Genomic DNA, 17,189 nt, shown 5'->3' with positions numbered 1-17,189 from the left:
CCGTTCCGCGCTCAGGCGACGCGGCGCTGCCGGCGGGCGCGAGCCTCGTCGAGGATCGCCTCGAGCGAGTCGAACCATCCCGTCCGCACCGGGGCCTGGACCCAGACGACCTCGAATCGCGCTCCGTCCTCCTGCACGTAGGCCAGGAGGCAGGCCGGATCGTCGTGAGGCAGGGCGAGATCGGTGATGACCCAGCCGCCTGCCGCAAGCCGCACCAGCTCGAACTGTTCTGTGTCGAACGGCTCCGGCGATGTGCGCGGTGACTCGGTCAGCATGGCGTCCTCGTCCTTCTGCCTGGGAAACCAGTGAAGCGCCTTTCCTCCGTTCTGACTGCTCCCTTTCGCTTCCGGCGCCGGTGTGGCAAGATCCGCCCGCAGCGGTCAGGCCACTCCGGTTCCGAGCAGTGTGCCGATGAGGAAGGTGGCGCCGAGCGCGAGGGCTCCGCCGACGACCGTGCGGATGACGGCGCGAAGCCGTCGCGCGCCGCCGATCCATGCCGCGACGTACCCGGTGACGGCCAGGGCGACGAGGACGCTCGCGAAGGTGAGCCAGATGCGGGCGGGGTGGGGGACGAAGAGGATCGTGGCGAGGGGGAGGAGCGCGCCGATTGTGAAGGCGACCGCCGAGGCGATGGCCGCCGACCAGGGGCTCACGACGTCGCTCTGATCGATGTTCAACTCGATCGAGAGGTGCGCGGCGAGGGCATCGCTCTCGGTCAGTTCCTTCGCGACCGCGGTCGCCGTCTGCTCGCTCAACCCCTGCGCGCGGTAGAGGCCCACGAGTTCGGCGAACTCGCCGTCCGGATCGGTGGCGAGTTCGCGACGCTCCTTCTCGATGAGCGCGTGCTCGCTGTCGCGCTGACTCGACACCGACACGTACTCGCCGAGCGCCATCGAGACGGCGCCGCCGACGAGTGCCGCGGCGCCCGCGAGCAGGACGGGCCCGACAGCCGAGGTGGCACCGGCGACACCGACGACCACCGCCGCAGTGGAGACGATGCCGTCGTTGGCACCGAGAACTCCGGCGCGCAGACCGTTGAGGCGCTGGGCGAGCCCCGGCCGGTGCGGTTCATCGGGATGCGTCGTGGAAGGCCGATCGTCGCTCATGTCCCGACGTTAGCGGCGGGACCGTGCCCCGGCCAGGGGGAGCCGATCAGGCGACGAGAGTGAGCGCGTGGGCGAGCGCCTCGGTCGACTCGTGGTTCTCGGTGAAGGGGACGATGCCGAAGTAGCTGCCGATCACCAGCAGGAAGACGAAGACGATCGACAGGAACAGGATGCCGAGCGACGCCAGGGAGAGCAGGAGGGGAAGGCGGGAGGTCACCCCTCCATGATGGCGCATCCGCGTCATCCCGTGCCCGAGGATGTCTCGACGACGGGCCTGATCACGCCTCCAGGATGCGGACGACGCGACCGAGACCGGTCGCCAGGGTGGAGCGGATGGTGTCTTCGATCATCGGCTCCACCAGCCGCAGCATCCCCGACGGCTCGCCGTCGATCGTGGCGCTGACCCGCGTTCCGGCGGCGTGGTCGGCCAGGTCGAACAGCAGGGATGTCGGGAACGTCCCCCGCGTACTGACGATCGCCATCCGTCCCGGCGGCACGAACTCGGTGACGCGCCAGTCGAACTCCACCTCGCGGCCCATGACCCGCATCCGGCTGTGGATCGTGCTCCCCACCCCGACCGGGGCGGCCGAGGTCAGCGTCTCGGAGATGACGGTCTCGTCCCACTCGGGGCGCCGGCCGGCGTCGGTGAGATAGGCGAACACGTCGGAGCGCGAACGCGCGATCACGACGACCTCGGTGACGGTGAACATGGCGGGAACGGCGCCGGCGTCAGTTCAGCGCGGGGGTGTCGTCGGGGATGACCCCGTCGGCGTACAGCGACTCACCGAGGTCCCGAAGCGCGCGGAGCGCGACCCGCTGCGTGAGCGGACCGTACGAGATGCGGGCGACGCCGAGCTCCTCGTACTCCTTCGCCGGGAGGGCACCGGGGAAGCCGATGACCGAGAGCTTCCCGCGCCCCAGCCCCTCGACGATCCGCTCGACGTGAGCACGATCGATGGCGCCCGGGACGAACACCACCGCGGCGCCCTCGTCGAGGAACGCGCGGCCGCGCCGGATGGCCTCGTCGAGCTGCTGGTCGATCGGGGCATCGCCTCCGCGCAGAAGCGCGTCGGTGCGGGCGTTCAGCTGGAAGGGCACGCCCTCGGCCTCGGCCGCACGCACGATCGCACGGACCCGCGCGACGGCTTCGTCGAAGGGGCGCATGCGGTCTTCGACGTTCGCGCCCACGATGCCGAGCCCGATCGCGCGGCGCACCGTCTCGCCCGGCTCGTCGTACCCGTCGTCGAGGTCGGCGCTGACCGGCAGGTCGACCGACTGTGCGATCCGCCCCGCCGCCTCGAGGGCGGTGTCGAGCGGCATGCCGCCGTCGGGGTACCCCAGGCTCGCGGCGATCGAGTGCCCGGCGGTCGCGAGCGCGCGAGTCTCGGGCAGGTCGGCGATCGTCCGGGCGCTGATGACGTCCCAGACGTTCACCACCCGCAGGATCTCGGGTGCCTGGTGGAGCGTCTGAAGAGTCTGTGCCTTGTCCTGGATGGTGGTACCGGAGGTCATACCGCGACGCTACCCGACGGTGGGGGCCTGCCGGCGCAGAGGTCGGGATCAGCCGCTGAACGCCGCGACGAACCGGTCGCGGAACGCGTCCATGCGCCACACCGGCGCATCCGCGGACGGGCGGAACCCGGCATCCCATCCCCACGCCTCGATCCGCTCGAACACCGCGCGGTCTTTCGACACGATCGTGACGGGCACGTCGCTGTCGGCATGCGGCCCGCTGACGACACGGGAAGGCTGGTGGTCGCCGACCAGCACAAGCACAAGATCTGAGGGGTCGTAGGTCTCGACGAACGACAGGGTCGCCCCGAGCGAGTACTCCATCGATTCGGCGTAGTCGGCGCGGGTGCGCCGCTCGTCGGGCCAGAAGCTCGCCGCGGCCGTGTCATCCAGCTGACCGGCGAAGAGGCCGCCGTCACCGAGGTCCGCCCACGGCACGAGCCGGGGCGTCGGCGTCCACGGCGTGTGCGACGAGACGAGGGAGATCTCGGCCATGACCGGCGCGCCGTCGCCGGCGAGCTCCTCGTCGAAGAAGCGCTGCCAGGTGAACTGATCGGGCACGCGCGCGAAGCCGAAGGCGGGGCCGGCGTAGGTCAGTTCCTGCTCGTCGAGCATCCGATCGAAACCGTAGAACGCCTCACCCTCCGGCCAGGGCTCGGTATGGGCGGGGTTGACCGTGACCGTGCGCCAGCCGGCCTCGCCGAACAGGCGGCTCAGCGTCATCCGCTCACTCGACAGCAGCGCGTCGTATTTCTGCTGGGTGTCGACCCACGCGCCGCTCTGCAACGTGCCGTGGGCGAGCCAGCTCACGCCGCCGAAGGTGGGGGAGGTGAGGAACGCGCTCTCGGCGCGGTATCCGTCCGCGGTCAGCCGCTCGGCGCTCTCGTCGATCAGCCGGGTGATGCCCGCCACCTCGTCGGCGTCCGACACCGCGACCTCGCCGTAGCTCTCGACGAAGGCGATGACGACGTCCTTGCCGCGGAGGCCGGCGAGAGGGTCGTCGGGAGCGGCGTCGGCAAGCGAGTCGTCCTGGAGCGCTCGTTCGAAGGCCTCCTGGTCGGGGACGCTCTCCGCCGCCTGCACGGCTTCGCCGAAGAGGGTTCTCGTGACATCCGCCGCCGCGACAGCTGCTCCGGTGGGATGCTGCGCCCCGACGACCGACAGGATCACCCACGCCGTCGCCGCGGCGGCGACCGCCATCCGTCCCCGCGCACCGAAGTGCGACAGCGACCGTGCGCACCGCAGCACGCACCGGCCGACCACGAACACTGCGGCGACAGCGACCCCGATGACCACGAGCGCCGCGAGGGCGGCGGTGAACGGACCCACGACGTCCTGGACGACCCTGTAGGCGTTGACGACGGCGCGCCAGTCTTCGGTGGCGGCGAATCCGCGATCGATCGTTCCCCGGAACGACAGGTCGAGCAGGGCGACGAGCGCAGCCAGCACCGTGACCGCCCCGAACGCATACGCGGCGACCCGGCGGAACGCGCCCACGGGAACGGCGACGACGAGCAGCAGCACGAGGATCGTCTCCACCGGCAGCCGTGCCGCGAGGCCCGTACCGGCGTCGAGCGCGCCGGGGATGAGCGGAGCGCCGAACACCGTCACCCAGGCGAGCGCGGTGACGACGAGCTCCCGCGTCCGGGCCTGCGGACGACGGGCCGGGAGAGTGGGTGCCACCCCCTGGGCCGTCATACCGTGACGGTACCCGACCCCGCGGCACTCGTCGCGCGGATGATCGACCCACCGGCCGAACGGGGTGGTTCCTGTGTCAAGGTGGTGCCCTGACCACCGCGTCGAACACGGCGAACGGCAGGTCTGCGGTTCGCGGACTGACGCCGCCTGTGCTCGGCCGATGAGGGGACGGAGAAGACGTGGCATCGTGGCGCATCCGTGACTATCACGCGGAAGATGTCGACGGCATCCTCAGCCTCTGGGAGCAGCTCTCGCGCGATGGTGCCGAAGCGGTCTACGGCCTGTCGGAGGTTCTCGCGTCGTGCGCGAAGGACCACGCGGTCGTCGCCGTTTCCGGGGAGCAGATCGTTGGAGCAGCGGTCGGGCGCGCTGCGCACGCCCAGGGGTGGGTGGTCTTCCTGGCCACTGCCACGGGATTCGGCCCAGGGGGTCTCGGTTCCTCGCTGCTCGCGGCGCTCGAGGTCCGCATGGCTCCGCACGGAATCTCCAAACTCTCCGCACTGATCCCGGCGACCGAGACGAAAGTGGATGACTTCCTGTCGCAGGGCTTCGAGCTGAAGCAAGATCTCCACTATCTCGAGCGTCACATCCCGGTGCAGGGCAACGAACTTAAGCGGCTCGCCGAGCTGGGCGGACGTGTCCTTCCGCGTGGCCTGTGGGACGCCGTCGGGGGGATGAACGCTGAGAAACAGCTTCTCGAGCGCCGCGTCGTGCTTCCGCTCGCGCAGTCGGATCTCGCGGAGCGGTTCGGTGTGGTGCCGCCGCGCGCCATCGTGCTCTTCGGCCCGCCCGGAACAGGCAAGACGACCTTCGCCAAAGCCATCGCGTCACGACTGGAATGGTCGTTCGTCGAAGTCTTCCCGTCGCGCCTCGCCGCTCACGCCGGCGGGCTGGCCGGTGCGCTGCGCGAGACCTTCGCGTCGATCGCAGAGCTCGAGCACGCCGTGGTGTTCATCGATGAGGTGGAAGAGATCGCTTCGCATCGGCAGGGAGAGCCGCCGTCGCCGACCCAGGGCGTCACCAACGAGCTGCTGAAGATCATCCCCGCGTTCCGTGAGCAGCCTGGCCGTCTCCTCATCTGTGCGACCAACTTCATCCGGTCGCTGGACGCGGCCTTTCTCCGGCACGGGCGATTCGACTACGTCATTCCGATCGGGCTTCCCGATGGCATGGCACGCGAAGCCATCTGGCGCCGGTACATCCCGGAAGCGGCGGTGGGCGTGGATGTCGCCGAGCTGGTGGCGATGAGCGAGGGATTCTCGCCCGCCGACATCGAGTTCGCCGCGCGGAAGGCCTCGCAGTCCGCCCTCGAGAACGCGGTCGATTCGGGAGCAGCCGAACCGCAGGGCCCCTTCATGGCCGACTACACCACCGCGATCGCCGGAACGCGGGCAACGGTCTCCGCCCAGGTGGCCGCCGACTTCCTGGAAGACATCGAGACGGTGGGTCGGATGTAAGGAGCGGAAGCGCCGCCCGATATGCCGCCGCTACCCGACGGTGACGGCCTGCCCGACGGTGTAGCGCGATCCGTGGTGATCCTCCGGCAGCCGGTCGCCGCGCCCATGCAGCTTCTGCCGCAGGGTGCCGGGCTCGTACGCCTCGGGGTAGACGCCCCGGCGCCGCAGCTCGGGAATGACCCACTGCACGATGTCTTCGAACGTGCCGGGGGTGATCGCGTAGGCGAGGTTGAACCCGTCGACGTCGGTCTCATCGACCCAGGCCTGCAGCTCGTCGGCGATCTCTTCAGGCCCTCCCACGATCAGCGGACCGAGGCCTCCGATCGCACTGTGACGGCCGATGTCGCGCACGACCCACTCCTCGCCGTCGTCGTTCGCGGCCTGGAAGTTCGACACCGTCGACTGGATGGCGTTGCTCTTGACGTTGCCGATCGGGTCGTCGAGGTCGTACTCCGACAGGTCGACGCCCATCCACCCCGACATGAACACCAGGGCGCCCTCGGGGCTGGCGTACTGCAGAAAGTCGGCGTGCTTGGCCCGCGCCTTCTCGGGGGTCTCATCGGTGATGATCGTCAGCAGGGTGTAGATCTTCGCGGCGTCGCGCGGACGCCCCGCAGCTTCGAGGGCGTCGCGGATGCGCGCGACGGTCGCCTTCAATACGTGCTTGGTGGGGGCTGCGACGAAGATCGCCTCGGCGTTGCCGGCGGCGAACGCGATGCCGCGAGGGGAGGCTCCCGCCTGGTAGATCACGGGAGTGCGCTGCGGCGACGGTTCGCTGAGGTGGATGCCGGGGACGGTGTAGTGGGTGCCGTAGTGGCCGATCTCGTGCACCTTGCTCGGGTCGGTGAAGACGCCGCTCTCGCGGTCGCGGACCACCGCGTCATCCTCCCAAGATCCCTCCCAGAGCTTGTAGAGCACCTCGAGGTACTCGTCGGCGACGTCGTAGCGCTGGTCGTGCTCGAGCTGGTCGTCGTGCCCCATGTTCCGCGCGGCGCTCGGCAGGTATCCGGTGACGACGTTCCAGCCGACCCGTCCCTTGGTGAGGTGGTCGAGCGTCGACATGCGCCGGGCGAACGGATACGGGTGCTCGTACGCGGTGCCCGCGGTCACCCCGAATCCGAGGTTCTCGGTGACGGCGGCCATGGCCGACACCAGCAGGATCGGGTCGTTCACCGGTACCTGCGCGCCGTGACGGATCGCGGCCTCGTTGGAGTTGCCGTACACGTCGTAGGTGCCGAGCACATCGGCGATGAAGATGCCGTCGAAGGTGCCCTGTTCGAGAAGCCGGGCGAGGTCGGTCCAGTACGACAGGTCTTTGTACCGGGCGGACTGATCGTCGGGATGACGCCACATGCCGGATGACTGGTGCGCGACGCAGTTCATGTCGAAGGCGTTGAACCGGATCTGCTTGCTCATGTCTCCAGCATCGGGACCTAGCCTGCGGTGGCCGAACCGGCCGTCATCGAGCGTCACACAGCGGGGTGACGGCGGGGGCGCCGGCGCCTCGCTCTGTCGCTCGACGCCCGAGGGAACCGACTGCGCAACGCCTTTATCGGCCACACCGAGCGGTCGCCCTGTCGGACTGGATCAGACCTGGTGTCCATCTCGCGCCCGACGGGCGAAGCGAACAAGGAACCCACCTGCGATGAGAAGACCTCCGGCGGCCCCGACGAGAACGAGCACATCACCCGCGCCGGTCGCCGGAAGCGCATCGATCTCCGGCGGGGCACCAGCTCCCGGCATGCCGCCATCGTCCTCGGCGTCCTCGCCGCCCTGCGGCACAGACTCCCGCTCCACCGCTCCGATGTCGCAGCCTGGCCCCTCGGGACGGGTCACCGAGCGCTGATCGACGGGTGTCTCGCTGAGACAGCTATCCAGCGGGATGGCGTCGACCAACGGACTGGTCGCCGAGGGAAGGTGGGTGGCCGTCGACCCTCCGTTATCAGCGAGCGCGCCCAATTCCGGATCAGCCCCGCCTTCGACATCGCTGCCTGCGGCCAGGTCGCACGACTGGTCGGCGGCGTAGTTGTGGCCACCCGACTCGACATCGACGGCGTCCAGTCGGCAACCGTCGGTCGCAGCCGGTCCCAGGGCCGTCGCCGTCGGGATGAAGGTCGCTCCCGGCGTCTCCATCGCGAGGTGTGCGCCGCTCGGGGCCTCGTTTTCCATGAGCGTCACATGGATGAGGCGCACATCGCTCTCGCTGCCGATGCCGCCACCGACCAGACCTGCGCGGTTGCCCGAAATGGTGGTGTTGGTGGCCGTCATGGTCTGCGCGGCCGAGATGGCGCCACCGGCATCGGGTGTGGAGTTGTCGTGCAGAGTCGAGCGTTCAAGAGTGAGGGGGCCCTCGGCAGAGATGGCACCGCCCGACGACTGTGCCTCGTTGAAGGCGTAGGTGCTGTCGATCACCGTTGTCGTTCCCTCGCCGGTGGCGATCGCACCACCCCCGAGGCCGGCGACGTTCTCTTCGAAGAGGCTCGCCGTGACGAGGAGCGAACCCGCTTCGATCACCGTCACCGCTCCTCCCTCGCCCGAGATCGCGCGGTTCGCGGTGAAGGTCGACCCTTCGCTGGAGGTCGAAGCGTTGCTGTGCACCGCACCGCCGTCGGCGGATGACGTGTTGCCGGCGAACAGCGACGTCTCGATCGTGAGCGGCGCGTCGAACGCGAAGATCGCTCCACCGGCCGTAGTGGCGGAGTTGTCCTCGAAGGTGGATCCGACGACGTTCGCACCCCCGCCGGTGCGCATGGCGCCGCCCTCGCTGCTGGTCGCGACGTTACGCGCGAGGGTGGATCCCATGATCTCCACGAAGCCGTCCGCGTAAATGCCGCCGCCCTGGGCGCTCTCGTTGTCAGCGATGGAGGAGTCCGTGACGCGCAGATCGTCGTAGGCGGCGATTCCGCCGCCGATTCCCACGGAGGTGTTCGCGGTGGCGTCACTGGCCGCGAATGTGATCGCCGCGTCGCCGGCGATCGCGCCACCGTGTCGGGCGCTCGTGTTCCCGATGAGAGACGAACCCTGATCGACCGTGAGCGTCCCGCTCATCCAGATCGCTCCGCCGTCGAGCGCCGTCGTGGCGTTGGATTGCATCGTGGTGCCAGACACCGTGGCGGTCCCGAACCCGGATAGGGCACCACCCTGTCCGGCGGTGTTGCCAGAGAACGATGAGTCCGCGATCGCAATGTGCGATGGGTCCGTTCCATCGGCGGCCGCGACAGCCCCGCCGGCAACGGGTGCGGCGTTGAGATCGAAGTCGGTGGAGTTCACCGTCGCGTCGGCGCTCACCAGATACAGCGCTCCGCCGGAGCTTGTGCGGGCGTTGTTCCCCGTGAACGAGGACGAAGCGACCGTGATCGAGGTGAAGACCTGCACGGCGCCGCCGGCCTCGGCCTCGTTGCCCTGGAACGCGGATCCGGTCACGGTGATGGTGCCTGCCGAGACCACACCGCCGTTGCTCCCGGCGTCGTTGTCCGCGAAGGTCGAGTCGCTCAGTTCCACGGCCGCGTCGGAGAACAGCGCGCCTCCGTTAGCGGACGAGGAGTTCGCGGCCACGACGGAGTTTTCGATGGTGATCGTTGCGAGCGGACCGCTGGTCATGATCGCGCCACCGATGGAGGCCGTATTGGCGCTCAATTCAGACATGTTGCGAACGAGCACCGGGCCGTCGCTGGAGATCGCGCCGCCGCCGCCCGCGGCAGGTGCGCCGCCACTGAGGCGCAACTGATCGACGACGATCCCTCCGCCGCCCGTGAGCGTGAGGAGGCGTTCGCCGGGGCAGGTTTGCTGCAGCGTGAAGCCATTCCCCTCGATCGTCACCGTCGTGGCACTGACGCGTGCGAGATCGCCGGCCGCGCAGTCCGTCAGGTCGATGTCGGAGGTCAGTGACACCACGCTTTCGTTCGGGTCGCTGAGGGCGATCCGAAGGGCGGCCTCGTCACCGACGGTGATGGCGTTGGCCGATGACACCGGAACGATGACCAAGGCCGATCCGAGCAGAAGGCCGGCGAGGGTCGCCGCGATGAGCGAGCGGGGCGTGTTTTCGGGCATGACTCTCCTGTGTCGAATCCTCCGACCCAGTGTGCGGATCGCGACCATGGTCTCCGTGAGTAATCGATACTCAGATTCGCGACGCCGTTCAGCGCCGCCGAGTTGCGAGCCGCACTAGCCACTGATCGAAGCTCATGTGCGATCGAACGCATTCCGATGGCGTCGACGACCGATCGAAGGCGTCAGAGAGCGGGGCGACGACGGGGGAGATCCCTTACCTGAGAGCCGCACAGAATCCAGGCGTACTGTCCAGACATGAATACCCCCTTACAGGCGCACCTCGGCCGCTGACGCGGCCACCGACGCCGGCGACGATCCCCCCGATGTCCGCCATCCGCTCCACCACTCCACGCCCGGAAGGCGCCGCGCGTGCGGCGAGCGCCTTCACCGATCTGGCCGATCACATCCGCGAAAGCGGGTTGCTGCGACGCCGGTACGGCTACTACTGGGCCAAGCTGATCGTGCTCCCGCTCGTTCTCGCTGCGACCCTCGTGCTCTTCGTCTGGGTCGGCGACACGTGGTGGCAGCTGTTCACCGCCGCCGCACTCGCCGTCGTCTTCACCCACATCGCGTTCCTCGGGCACGACGCCGCCCACCGGCAGATGTTCGCGTCGGGCCGATGGAACGACTGGATCAGCCTCGTCCTCGGCGACCTCCTTGTAGGCATGAGCTACGGGTGGTGGCAGCACAAGCACACCCGCCACCACGCCAACCCGAACAAGGTGGGTGCCGACCCCGACATCGACCTGCCCGTCATCACGGTCGCACCCGGGTCGGCCCCGCGGCCGAGAGGACGCGTCGTGTCGTGGCTCCGCGCGCACCAGGGTCTGTTCTTCTTCCCCATCCTCTTCCTCGAGGGCATCTCGCTCCACGCCTCCGGCGTGCGCCGGGTGTTCGCCGGCGGTGCGCTCAAACGCCGGTGGGTCGAGATCGCCTTCTTGAGCGTTCGACTCATCGGGTTCACCACCCTGGTGTTCCTCGTCCTCTCGCCCGGGATCGCCTTCGCCTTCCTCGGGGTGCAGCTGGCGCTGTTCGGCTTCTACATGGGGATGTCGTTCGCCCCCAACCACAAGGGCATGCCGATCGTGCCGAAGAACATGTCGCTGGACTTCCTCGAGCGTCAGGTGAGGATGAGCCGGAACATCCGCGGCAACCGGATCGTCGACTTCCTGATGGGCGGCCTCAACTACCAGATCGAGCATCACCTCTTCCCGTCGATGCCGCGCCCGCACCTTCGTCGCGCGGCGCCGATCATCGCCGCCTACTGCCGTGATCGAGGTGTGCCGTACACCCAAACCGGCTTGTTCGCCTCTTACGCCATCGTCGTGCGGTACATCAACCGTGTCGGACTCGGCGAACGCGATGTCTTCACCTGCCCCCTCGTAGACCAGCGACGTCACCTGATCGCCGGCGGGTGACGGTGGGAGACCGGGCGGAGCGGCGTTTTCGCAGGCTGTTGACGCGATCGACGTGGTGTCGCACCATGGGCTCAGGACCCAGCCGGGGGAGTCGGCGAGGGGCGCGATACCGCAGGAATCGGGGGGATGACCGTGACCGACGCAGCACCTTCCAGCCAGGCACGCTCCGTGCTGGCCAGCTTCACCGAGTACGCCGACGCGCAGGCGATGGTCGACAGGCTGTCTGATCAGCAGTTCCCCGTCGAGCACGTCGCGATCATCGGCTACAACGTCCGGATCGAGGAGCAGGTGACCGGGCGGATGACGAACTGGACGGCCGCCGGCTACGGTGCCGCCTCCGGCGCCTGGTTCGGCCTCCTCATCGGCCTGCTCTTCGGGCTTCTGGCCGACAACATCGCGGCGTGGATCCTGCTGCTGCTTCTCGGCCTCGGACTCGGCGCGCTCTGGGGAGCGGTGTTCGGCTTCGTCGGTCACCTGGCCACCCGGGGCCGCCGAGACTTCAGCTCCGTCAAGCAGTTCCTCGCGGAGCGATGGGACGTCACCGTCAGGTCCGACGAGCTGCTGCGGGCGCAGAGCGTTCTGGCGAACACGGCGCAGGGCGCGTCGGCCGGTCCTGCCGCGGAGGATCCGGCGACGCCGCGGGCGTGACGCCAGTGACTTTCCCGTGAAGCTCGAGGCGGGGCTCGAATGCGACTGGTTCTGCGCAGTTCAGTTGAGTCCTCGATTCGAGTGAGGGTTCTTCTTCACGCATCTCTGCAACCCTTCGACCGTTCCTCGCGCCGTGCTGCGACCCCCATGATCTTGGCTCGGGTTAGCTTCACGTCCGGTTGCACTAGCCCGAAGGGGCCAATCGTCTTCCGCCCGCTAAAGGCGCCCCGATCGTTCAACTTTTCGAGCTGGTGATCTGCGACTCCAGTCTCAGACACGTTCATTGCGATCGGCGCCGTACGTGGCTCGACCAGTATCCACCCGCATCTGAGCCCGGTGCGGGACCGGCATTCGCACCCCGCGCCCGGGAAGACGCAGCCGGGACGCCTTTACCGCCGCCCTCGCCCAGCGGCGCTCAGCTCACCAGCTGACACTGACATGCGAGTCGGCCGATAGTGTTTCGGCATGCACTCCGCGCGCGCAGTTGAGCTCATTGACCAGCAGATCGCGGACGCGCGAAACGGCAGTCCGACCAACTTCGACGAGTGGCTTAATAAGACGGAGGTCGTGATCAGGTCAGTGTTTGGCGAAGGTAGCCCGATTCACCGGAAACTCAATGAGGTGCGCTACTCGCCGGGGATCTGGACCGAGAACACTGACTTTGCTCCATATCGCCGTGCTGGCGTTCAGCAGGCAGTGACTGTCTTGGAAGCTGCGAAGTTCGAAGTCGAACTGTCTGCAGACAAGGAAACTCCGAACGCAGCTGCGAGCGCCACAACATCGGAGCAATCAACTCGCATATTCATCGTCCACGGACGGGATGATGGGCGGAAATTCGAGCTGGCATCACTGCTGCAGAACATCACAGGCGAGCAGCCGGTGATCCTGCACCAACAGGCGAACGGCGGCAGGGTCCTCATTGAGAAACTCGAGGAGCACGGCGGCGCGGTGGGGTTCGCCGTCGTCCTGTTGACCGGCGACGATGTAGGACGTTCCAAAGAACTGGACGTCTCCGACGATCAGGCCCGCGCTAGGCAGAACGTCGTGTTCGAGATGGGGTTCTTCTTCGGCTTGATTGGACGCGAACGTGTCGCGGTGCTTTATGAGCCCTCCGTCGAGCTTCCCAGTGACATCAATGGCCTCGTCTACACCGAGCTTGATGCTGCCGGCGGCTGGAAGCCAAAGCTCGCGTCCGAACTCAGCCGTGCAGGCATACCTGTCGACTGGGCGAAGCTCGCTCAGAGCTAGGTCCAAGCACCGTAGGCGCCCGCTACTGTCGACCCCGCCGCGTTCTCATCGAAGCGCATCCGACGTTCCGTCAGCGCGCGAGTCCCGCAAGACGACCGGTTTGCGGACGACGAACGACCGGCTGTCGGTGCTGGCGGAGGGATCGTGGAACTATCATCGGCGGGTGACCGACGTCGATCTTGCCGCGACCTTCATGTCCATTGGTGCGGACTAGGAAAGGTACCGTCCAGGGTTCCCTGAGGAGATTGCGGCGATGGTCGCACCCTCCCGAATAGGAACCGTCTTGGATCTAGCGGCCGGAACGGGAAAGTTCACCGAACGGCTCGTCACCCGCGCGCGCGAGGTGATAGCGGTCGAACCGTCCGAGGCAATGCTCACCGAGCTGCGCCGCAAGCTCCCCCGGGTTCCGGCATTGATCGGCACCGCCGAAGCGATCCCGATTGCGGATGGGATGTGCGATCTCATCACCGTCGCGCAGGCATACCACTGGTTCGACCCGGATCTCGCATCGCGGGAGATCCGTCGGGTGCTCACCCCCGGAGGCCGGTTGGCATTGATCTGGAACGCCCCCGACCCGCGGTGCGAGTGGGACGCCGCTGCGCACGCGATCGCGCACCCATCGGAGGGCCAGGACACCGCACGAAGCGGCGAGCTCCCCGCCCTCAAGGTGCCGGGGTTCATCCACATCCGCACCGCTCGCGTCAGTTGGTCGGAAGATATCTCCCGCGAGGATTACCTAGCCCGATGGCTGACGGTCAGCACATTCCTCGCCGCAGATGACACAACCCGGGCCGAAATGGTGCAGGAGGTCGAGGCGACGCTCGACGCCCACCCTGACACATCCGGACTGCGGATGCTGCAACTCCCGCACCTCACCGACGCCCTCATCTATGAGCCGAACGACTAAGCACGGTCAGCCACTCCCGTTAGAGGGTCGCCAGACGCGGTCGTAAGCGGACCGGCTACTGGGTGGTAACGAACGTGCCCTGATGGAAAAGCATCCGTGGTTCCCCGCCCTTCGACGTCCAGATCGAGGAGTGGCGGCTGTCCTGAACCGGACCGCGGATGACGTAGGCGACCAGTGCAATGTCGGCTCCCAGGTCGAGGAGTTCCCACTCGTCCGTGACCGCGCGCTCACGCTCACCCTCGACCTCAAGGGCTGCCACGATGTCGTCGCGGGACCAGCGGGTTCCTGAGCGTCCGATCTCGATGAAGTCCGGGTGCAGGAGCTCACGAACCCGCGCAGGGTCGCGTCGGGTTGCTGAGGTCAGCAGTTCCTCTTCGACGGCGCGGATCTCATCCAGGTCCATCCGACAACCTTCCCACGGCGGGCGCGTCCCAGTCGTCAGTTGGCCGCCGGCTTCATGTCGTAGGTGACCCACGGCGTCTCCGCGGCGACCTTGTCATAGACACGTCTGGCCTCCGTGTTGTCTGCTGCAGTGATCCAGCGGACCACGTTCGCACCCTCCGCGGCTGCAACTTTCGCCGCTTCCCTCAGGAGCGCGGTCGCTACCCCGGCGCCACGCGCGGCGGGTGCGGTGAACATGTCGTCGAGGTAGAGCCCGAGAGACGCCGTCGAAGGGCGCGCAAAACGACGAAGGTTCGCGAGCCCGACAACCGCGCCCTCCTCATTGACGGCAACGAGGCCGATGAAGCCGTACTCACCGGCGGACACTCAGCTCCATGCGGTCCGCACTGGGCCCGGGGCATCAGGGAGTTTGTAGAACGCACGGTAGCCGGCGTAGAGGCTGCTCCACTCGCGCTCATCAGCAGGCACCACGGGACGAACCCTCACAGACATCCCGCCAGACTATGCGGCCCAGCGTCCGCGCCCGAACACCCACGGTCCTGCGCGCCGACAGACGTGACAATCTCCCGGCATGGGCTAAGACCCTGAGCGCCTTGACCAATCCTCGATTAGGAATCCTGCTGATCTGGGATTTCCCGACTACAGGACTAGTAGCTCGCCCTATGACCTCTCACACTTCACCACCGACCGCAGGGCGCACGTAACCGTCGGCGCGGGTGTTGCCAGCGCAGCACAAAATCGCGAGGCTTCCTGCGAGCACTTACCGCGATGCGATTCGGCGTGGGTGTCGGATGCCCTGGCTACATTGGAGTCTCCGGGAGAAGGGCTTCCGTAGTAACCGTCTGGGGGAAGACATGGCCGAAGCCAATCGTGACGTGCTGCAAGAGCACACGGCTGACCTGGTGGATAAGCTCCACGAGAAGCTCACAGAGGAGTCCGCATTCGCTCGTCTCGCGCTCGACTACGACCTCGACGTCGAAGCGCGTCGCTGGTATGCGTCGACGCTGAGCGAAATCGCTCTGCTCGTCGGCGATGAACCGCTCGAGTACGTCAAGGCGTCGGCCAGCCATCACCAAAGCGATTCCTGGCTCTACGTCATCGTGGTCCTCACCAAGAGCATGGTCATCACCTCTGCGGGCGCGGTGGAAGCCGAGTCCACCTCGTCCGATCACGGCGCTGTGGTTGCGATCGCGCGGTCCGCACTCGCTTCACTCGAAGTCAGCGCAGTGCGGGCCGATCCGTTCGAGGGCTCGACGTGGCCCGGAACGATCAATGTCCTCGCCAAGTACAGCGGCCACGAGACTGGTGTGGTGTTCACCGTCAAGGGCGCAGAGTCCGCCGACGCGCTCATCGAAACGCTCCGCGGCGACCTCGGCTGACATGTCCTGGGCAAGCCTGTTGCCGCTCCTGGTCGGTGCCGCGCTGACCCTGGTCGCTGGAATCGTGGGCTCGCGTTTCCAAGCGATGAGCGAGCACAAGAAGTGGCTGCGGGAACGCCGCTTCGACACCTACGTGGCGTTCGCCACGTACACCGACAACGCGACCGAGCTCATCGAGCAGGTACGAAGCGGACGCGACGCGATTGGCAGTGAGAAGTTCAAGATCAGCGACGAACTTCATGCCGAACGCAAGGCACTCTCAGCCAAGAAGAACGAGGTGTTTGCGCCGCTCACTTTGCTGGGCCCCAAGAGCGTATCGGACGCCGCGAAGGGCTTCATCGACGCTCTCGGGGAGTTCCCGCCCGACAAGTCGACCAAGGAGAAGGTCTCGAAGGCACGCAAGGAATACATGGAGGCGATGAGGAAGGTCCTCGACGTCGACTACTAGGCCGGGTCCACGACCCACGGGCCGACGCCCTGCGCTGCCAGCGCTCGCCGCAGACCTCCGAGGTCGACGTGCTCCCACGCGGTCGCGTTGGCCGGTCGCCCGGTGACGCACGGACCTCCGGGCGGGCTGCTGATGAGCATCGGGGGCTCGAACCCGTCACCCGCCCAGGCGCCTCTGAACATGACATATCGGTCGGTTAGATATGTTCGTGCGGTGAGAGACGAGCTGCGTGAGCAAACGCGGGGCGCGTACAACGTCGTCGCTGCCGACTATGCCGCGATGATTCCCGATACGAGCTTCGAAGCACCCCTCGACCTGGCCATGGTCGACGAGTTCGTTCGGCTTGTCGGCGCACGACGGTTGCGCCGAGTACTGGATGCCGGTTGCGGCGCCGGACGCATGGTTACATACCTCCAGTCAGCGACGCCGCGCCTCGAGGTCACCGGCGTTGACCTGTCGGAGGAGATGATCGCCCTCGCACAACAGGCACACCCGACCGCCAGGTTCGTCCAAGCCGACATCACCTACACCCCGTTCCAGGCCGAACAGTTCGACGCTGTCCTCGCTTGGTACTCGATCATTCATCTCGCGCCGGCGCAGATGCAGAATGTCGTCACCGAGTTCGCACGCCTCCTCACGCCCGGCGGACTCGTCCTGCTCAGCTACCAAATCGGAACCGGCGAGCGTCAGCTGATAAAGCCCTACGGGCACGACATCGAGCTGCGGGCCTTCTTGTACCAGACCGATGGCGTGGTGAAAACGCTCGCGGCCGCGGGCTTTGAGATAATCGCACGCCTAGATCGTTCACCAAGGAAGACGGAGCGGCACGCCCAGGGGTTCGTCCTCGCCGAGCGCCCCTATCAGCATCAATGAACGACCGTGCTACGCGCAGCGTTGATCGAAGGCACCAGCGTTC

Annotated in this window: 19 protein-coding genes; 8 read left to right on the top strand and 11 right to left on the bottom strand. The window is 67.3% G+C overall.

Annotated features, from left to right (window positions below):
• Positions 1 to 11: 11 nt before the first annotated feature.
• The 6 genes from V6S02_RS09575 to V6S02_RS09550 form a co-directional block, all read right to left on the bottom strand.
• Positions 12 to 275, bottom strand: a complete 264-nt coding sequence (locus tag V6S02_RS09575) for a hypothetical protein (RefSeq protein ID WP_336400650.1) — start codon at positions 273 to 275, stop codon at positions 12 to 14.
• Positions 276 to 380: 105 nt separating this feature from the next.
• Positions 381 to 1,106 (bottom strand): VIT1/CCC1 transporter family protein, encoded by a 726-nt coding sequence (locus V6S02_RS09570; RefSeq protein ID WP_336400649.1) that lies wholly within the window; start codon positions 1,104 to 1,106, stop codon positions 381 to 383.
• Positions 1,107 to 1,152: 46 nt separating this feature from the next.
• The gene (locus tag V6S02_RS09565; protein WP_336400648.1) at positions 1,153 to 1,323 is read right to left on the bottom strand and encodes a hypothetical protein; all 171 of its coding nucleotides are present in this window, start codon (positions 1,321 to 1,323) and stop codon (positions 1,153 to 1,155) included.
• Between the two features lie 61 nt (positions 1,324 to 1,384).
• Positions 1,385 to 1,816 carry an SRPBCC family protein gene (locus V6S02_RS09560; protein WP_124293748.1) on the bottom strand — a complete coding sequence of 144 codons (432 nt, stop codon included), beginning with the start codon at positions 1,814 to 1,816 and terminating at the stop codon, positions 1,385 to 1,387.
• Positions 1,817 to 1,835: 19 nt separating this feature from the next.
• Entirely contained in the window at positions 1,836 to 2,618 is a 783-nt protein-coding gene (locus V6S02_RS09555) for an isocitrate lyase/PEP mutase family protein (RefSeq protein WP_124293747.1), read from the bottom strand.
• Between the two features lie 48 nt (positions 2,619 to 2,666).
• Positions 2,667 to 4,316: a sulfatase-like hydrolase/transferase gene (locus V6S02_RS09550; RefSeq protein WP_336400647.1), complete on the bottom strand. Its 1,650-nt coding sequence runs from the start codon at positions 4,314 to 4,316 to the stop codon at positions 2,667 to 2,669.
• 179 nt (positions 4,317 to 4,495) lie between these two features.
• Between V6S02_RS09550 and V6S02_RS09545 the strand changes: the two genes are divergently transcribed.
• Entirely contained in the window at positions 4,496 to 5,773 is a 1,278-nt protein-coding gene (locus V6S02_RS09545) for an ATP-binding protein (protein WP_336400646.1), read from the top strand.
• A 30-nt stretch (positions 5,774 to 5,803) separates the two neighbouring features.
• Here V6S02_RS09545 and V6S02_RS09540 read toward each other — a convergent pair whose 3' ends face one another.
• Together V6S02_RS09540 and V6S02_RS09535 are read right to left on the bottom strand one after the other, a co-directional pair.
• On the bottom strand, positions 5,804 to 7,189 hold the full coding sequence (locus tag V6S02_RS09540) for an LLM class flavin-dependent oxidoreductase (RefSeq protein ID WP_336400645.1): 1,386 nt from the start codon (positions 7,187 to 7,189) through the stop codon (positions 5,804 to 5,806).
• Between the two features lie 171 nt (positions 7,190 to 7,360).
• A complete protein-coding gene (locus tag V6S02_RS09535) occupies positions 7,361 to 9,823 on the bottom strand; it encodes a choice-of-anchor Q domain-containing protein (protein WP_336400644.1) in 2,463 nt (820 codons plus the stop codon).
• 323 nt (positions 9,824 to 10,146) lie between these two features.
• Between V6S02_RS09535 and V6S02_RS09530 the strand changes: the two genes are divergently transcribed.
• The 4 genes from V6S02_RS09530 (at position 10,147) to V6S02_RS09515 (ending at position 14,044) form a co-directional block, all read left to right on the top strand.
• A complete protein-coding gene (locus tag V6S02_RS09530; RefSeq protein WP_336400643.1) occupies positions 10,147 to 11,241 on the top strand; it encodes a fatty acid desaturase family protein in 1,095 nt (364 codons plus the stop codon).
• A gap of 126 nt (positions 11,242 to 11,367) precedes the next feature.
• Positions 11,368 to 11,889, top strand: coding sequence for a general stress protein (locus tag V6S02_RS09525; RefSeq protein ID WP_336400642.1), 522 nt, complete (start codon positions 11,368 to 11,370; stop codon positions 11,887 to 11,889).
• A 465-nt stretch (positions 11,890 to 12,354) separates the two neighbouring features.
• Entirely contained in the window at positions 12,355 to 13,137 is a 783-nt protein-coding gene (locus V6S02_RS09520) for a nucleotide-binding protein (RefSeq protein ID WP_336400641.1), read from the top strand.
• Positions 13,138 to 13,390: 253 nt separating this feature from the next.
• Entirely contained in the window at positions 13,391 to 14,044 is a 654-nt protein-coding gene (locus tag V6S02_RS09515) for a class I SAM-dependent methyltransferase (RefSeq protein WP_336400640.1), read from the top strand.
• Positions 14,045 to 14,099: 55 nt separating this feature from the next.
• Here the strand turns inward: V6S02_RS09515 and V6S02_RS09510 are convergent, their stop codons facing one another.
• The gene (locus V6S02_RS09510) at positions 14,100 to 14,447 is read right to left on the bottom strand and encodes a nuclear transport factor 2 family protein (protein WP_336400639.1); all 348 of its coding nucleotides are present in this window, start codon (positions 14,445 to 14,447) and stop codon (positions 14,100 to 14,102) included.
• 35 nt (positions 14,448 to 14,482) lie between these two features.
• The gene (locus tag V6S02_RS09505; protein WP_336400638.1) at positions 14,483 to 14,812 is read right to left on the bottom strand and encodes a GNAT family N-acetyltransferase; all 330 of its coding nucleotides are present in this window, start codon (positions 14,810 to 14,812) and stop codon (positions 14,483 to 14,485) included.
• A 488-nt stretch (positions 14,813 to 15,300) separates the two neighbouring features.
• Between V6S02_RS09505 and V6S02_RS09500 the strand changes: the two genes are divergently transcribed.
• Together V6S02_RS09500 and V6S02_RS09495 are read left to right on the top strand one after the other, a co-directional pair.
• A complete protein-coding gene (locus tag V6S02_RS09500; protein WP_336400637.1) occupies positions 15,301 to 15,825 on the top strand; it encodes a hypothetical protein in 525 nt (174 codons plus the stop codon).
• Between the two features lies 1 nt (position 15,826).
• Entirely contained in the window at positions 15,827 to 16,273 is a 447-nt protein-coding gene (locus V6S02_RS09495; protein ID WP_336400636.1) for a hypothetical protein, read from the top strand.
• Here the strand turns inward: V6S02_RS09495 and V6S02_RS09490 are convergent.
• On the bottom strand, positions 16,270 to 16,455 hold the full coding sequence (locus V6S02_RS09490) for a hypothetical protein (protein WP_336400635.1): 186 nt from the start codon (positions 16,453 to 16,455) through the stop codon (positions 16,270 to 16,272). The two genes, V6S02_RS09495 and V6S02_RS09490, sit on opposite strands and share 4 nt — an antisense overlap.
• Before the next feature lie 31 nt (positions 16,456 to 16,486).
• On the opposite strand from V6S02_RS09490, the gene V6S02_RS09485 reads away from it, so the two are divergent.
• Entirely contained in the window at positions 16,487 to 17,146 is a 660-nt protein-coding gene (locus tag V6S02_RS09485) for a class I SAM-dependent methyltransferase (protein WP_336400634.1), read from the top strand.
• Positions 17,147 to 17,189 lie beyond the last annotated feature (43 nt).

Origin of the sequence: Microbacterium sp. CCNWLW134 (genome assembly GCF_037083565.1) — a bacterium.
Taxonomy (GTDB): domain Bacteria; phylum Actinomycetota; class Actinomycetes; order Actinomycetales; family Microbacteriaceae; genus Microbacterium.
The sequence above is the reverse complement of the archived record's forward strand: the minus strand, read 5'-3'. Positions and strand labels throughout refer to the sequence as shown.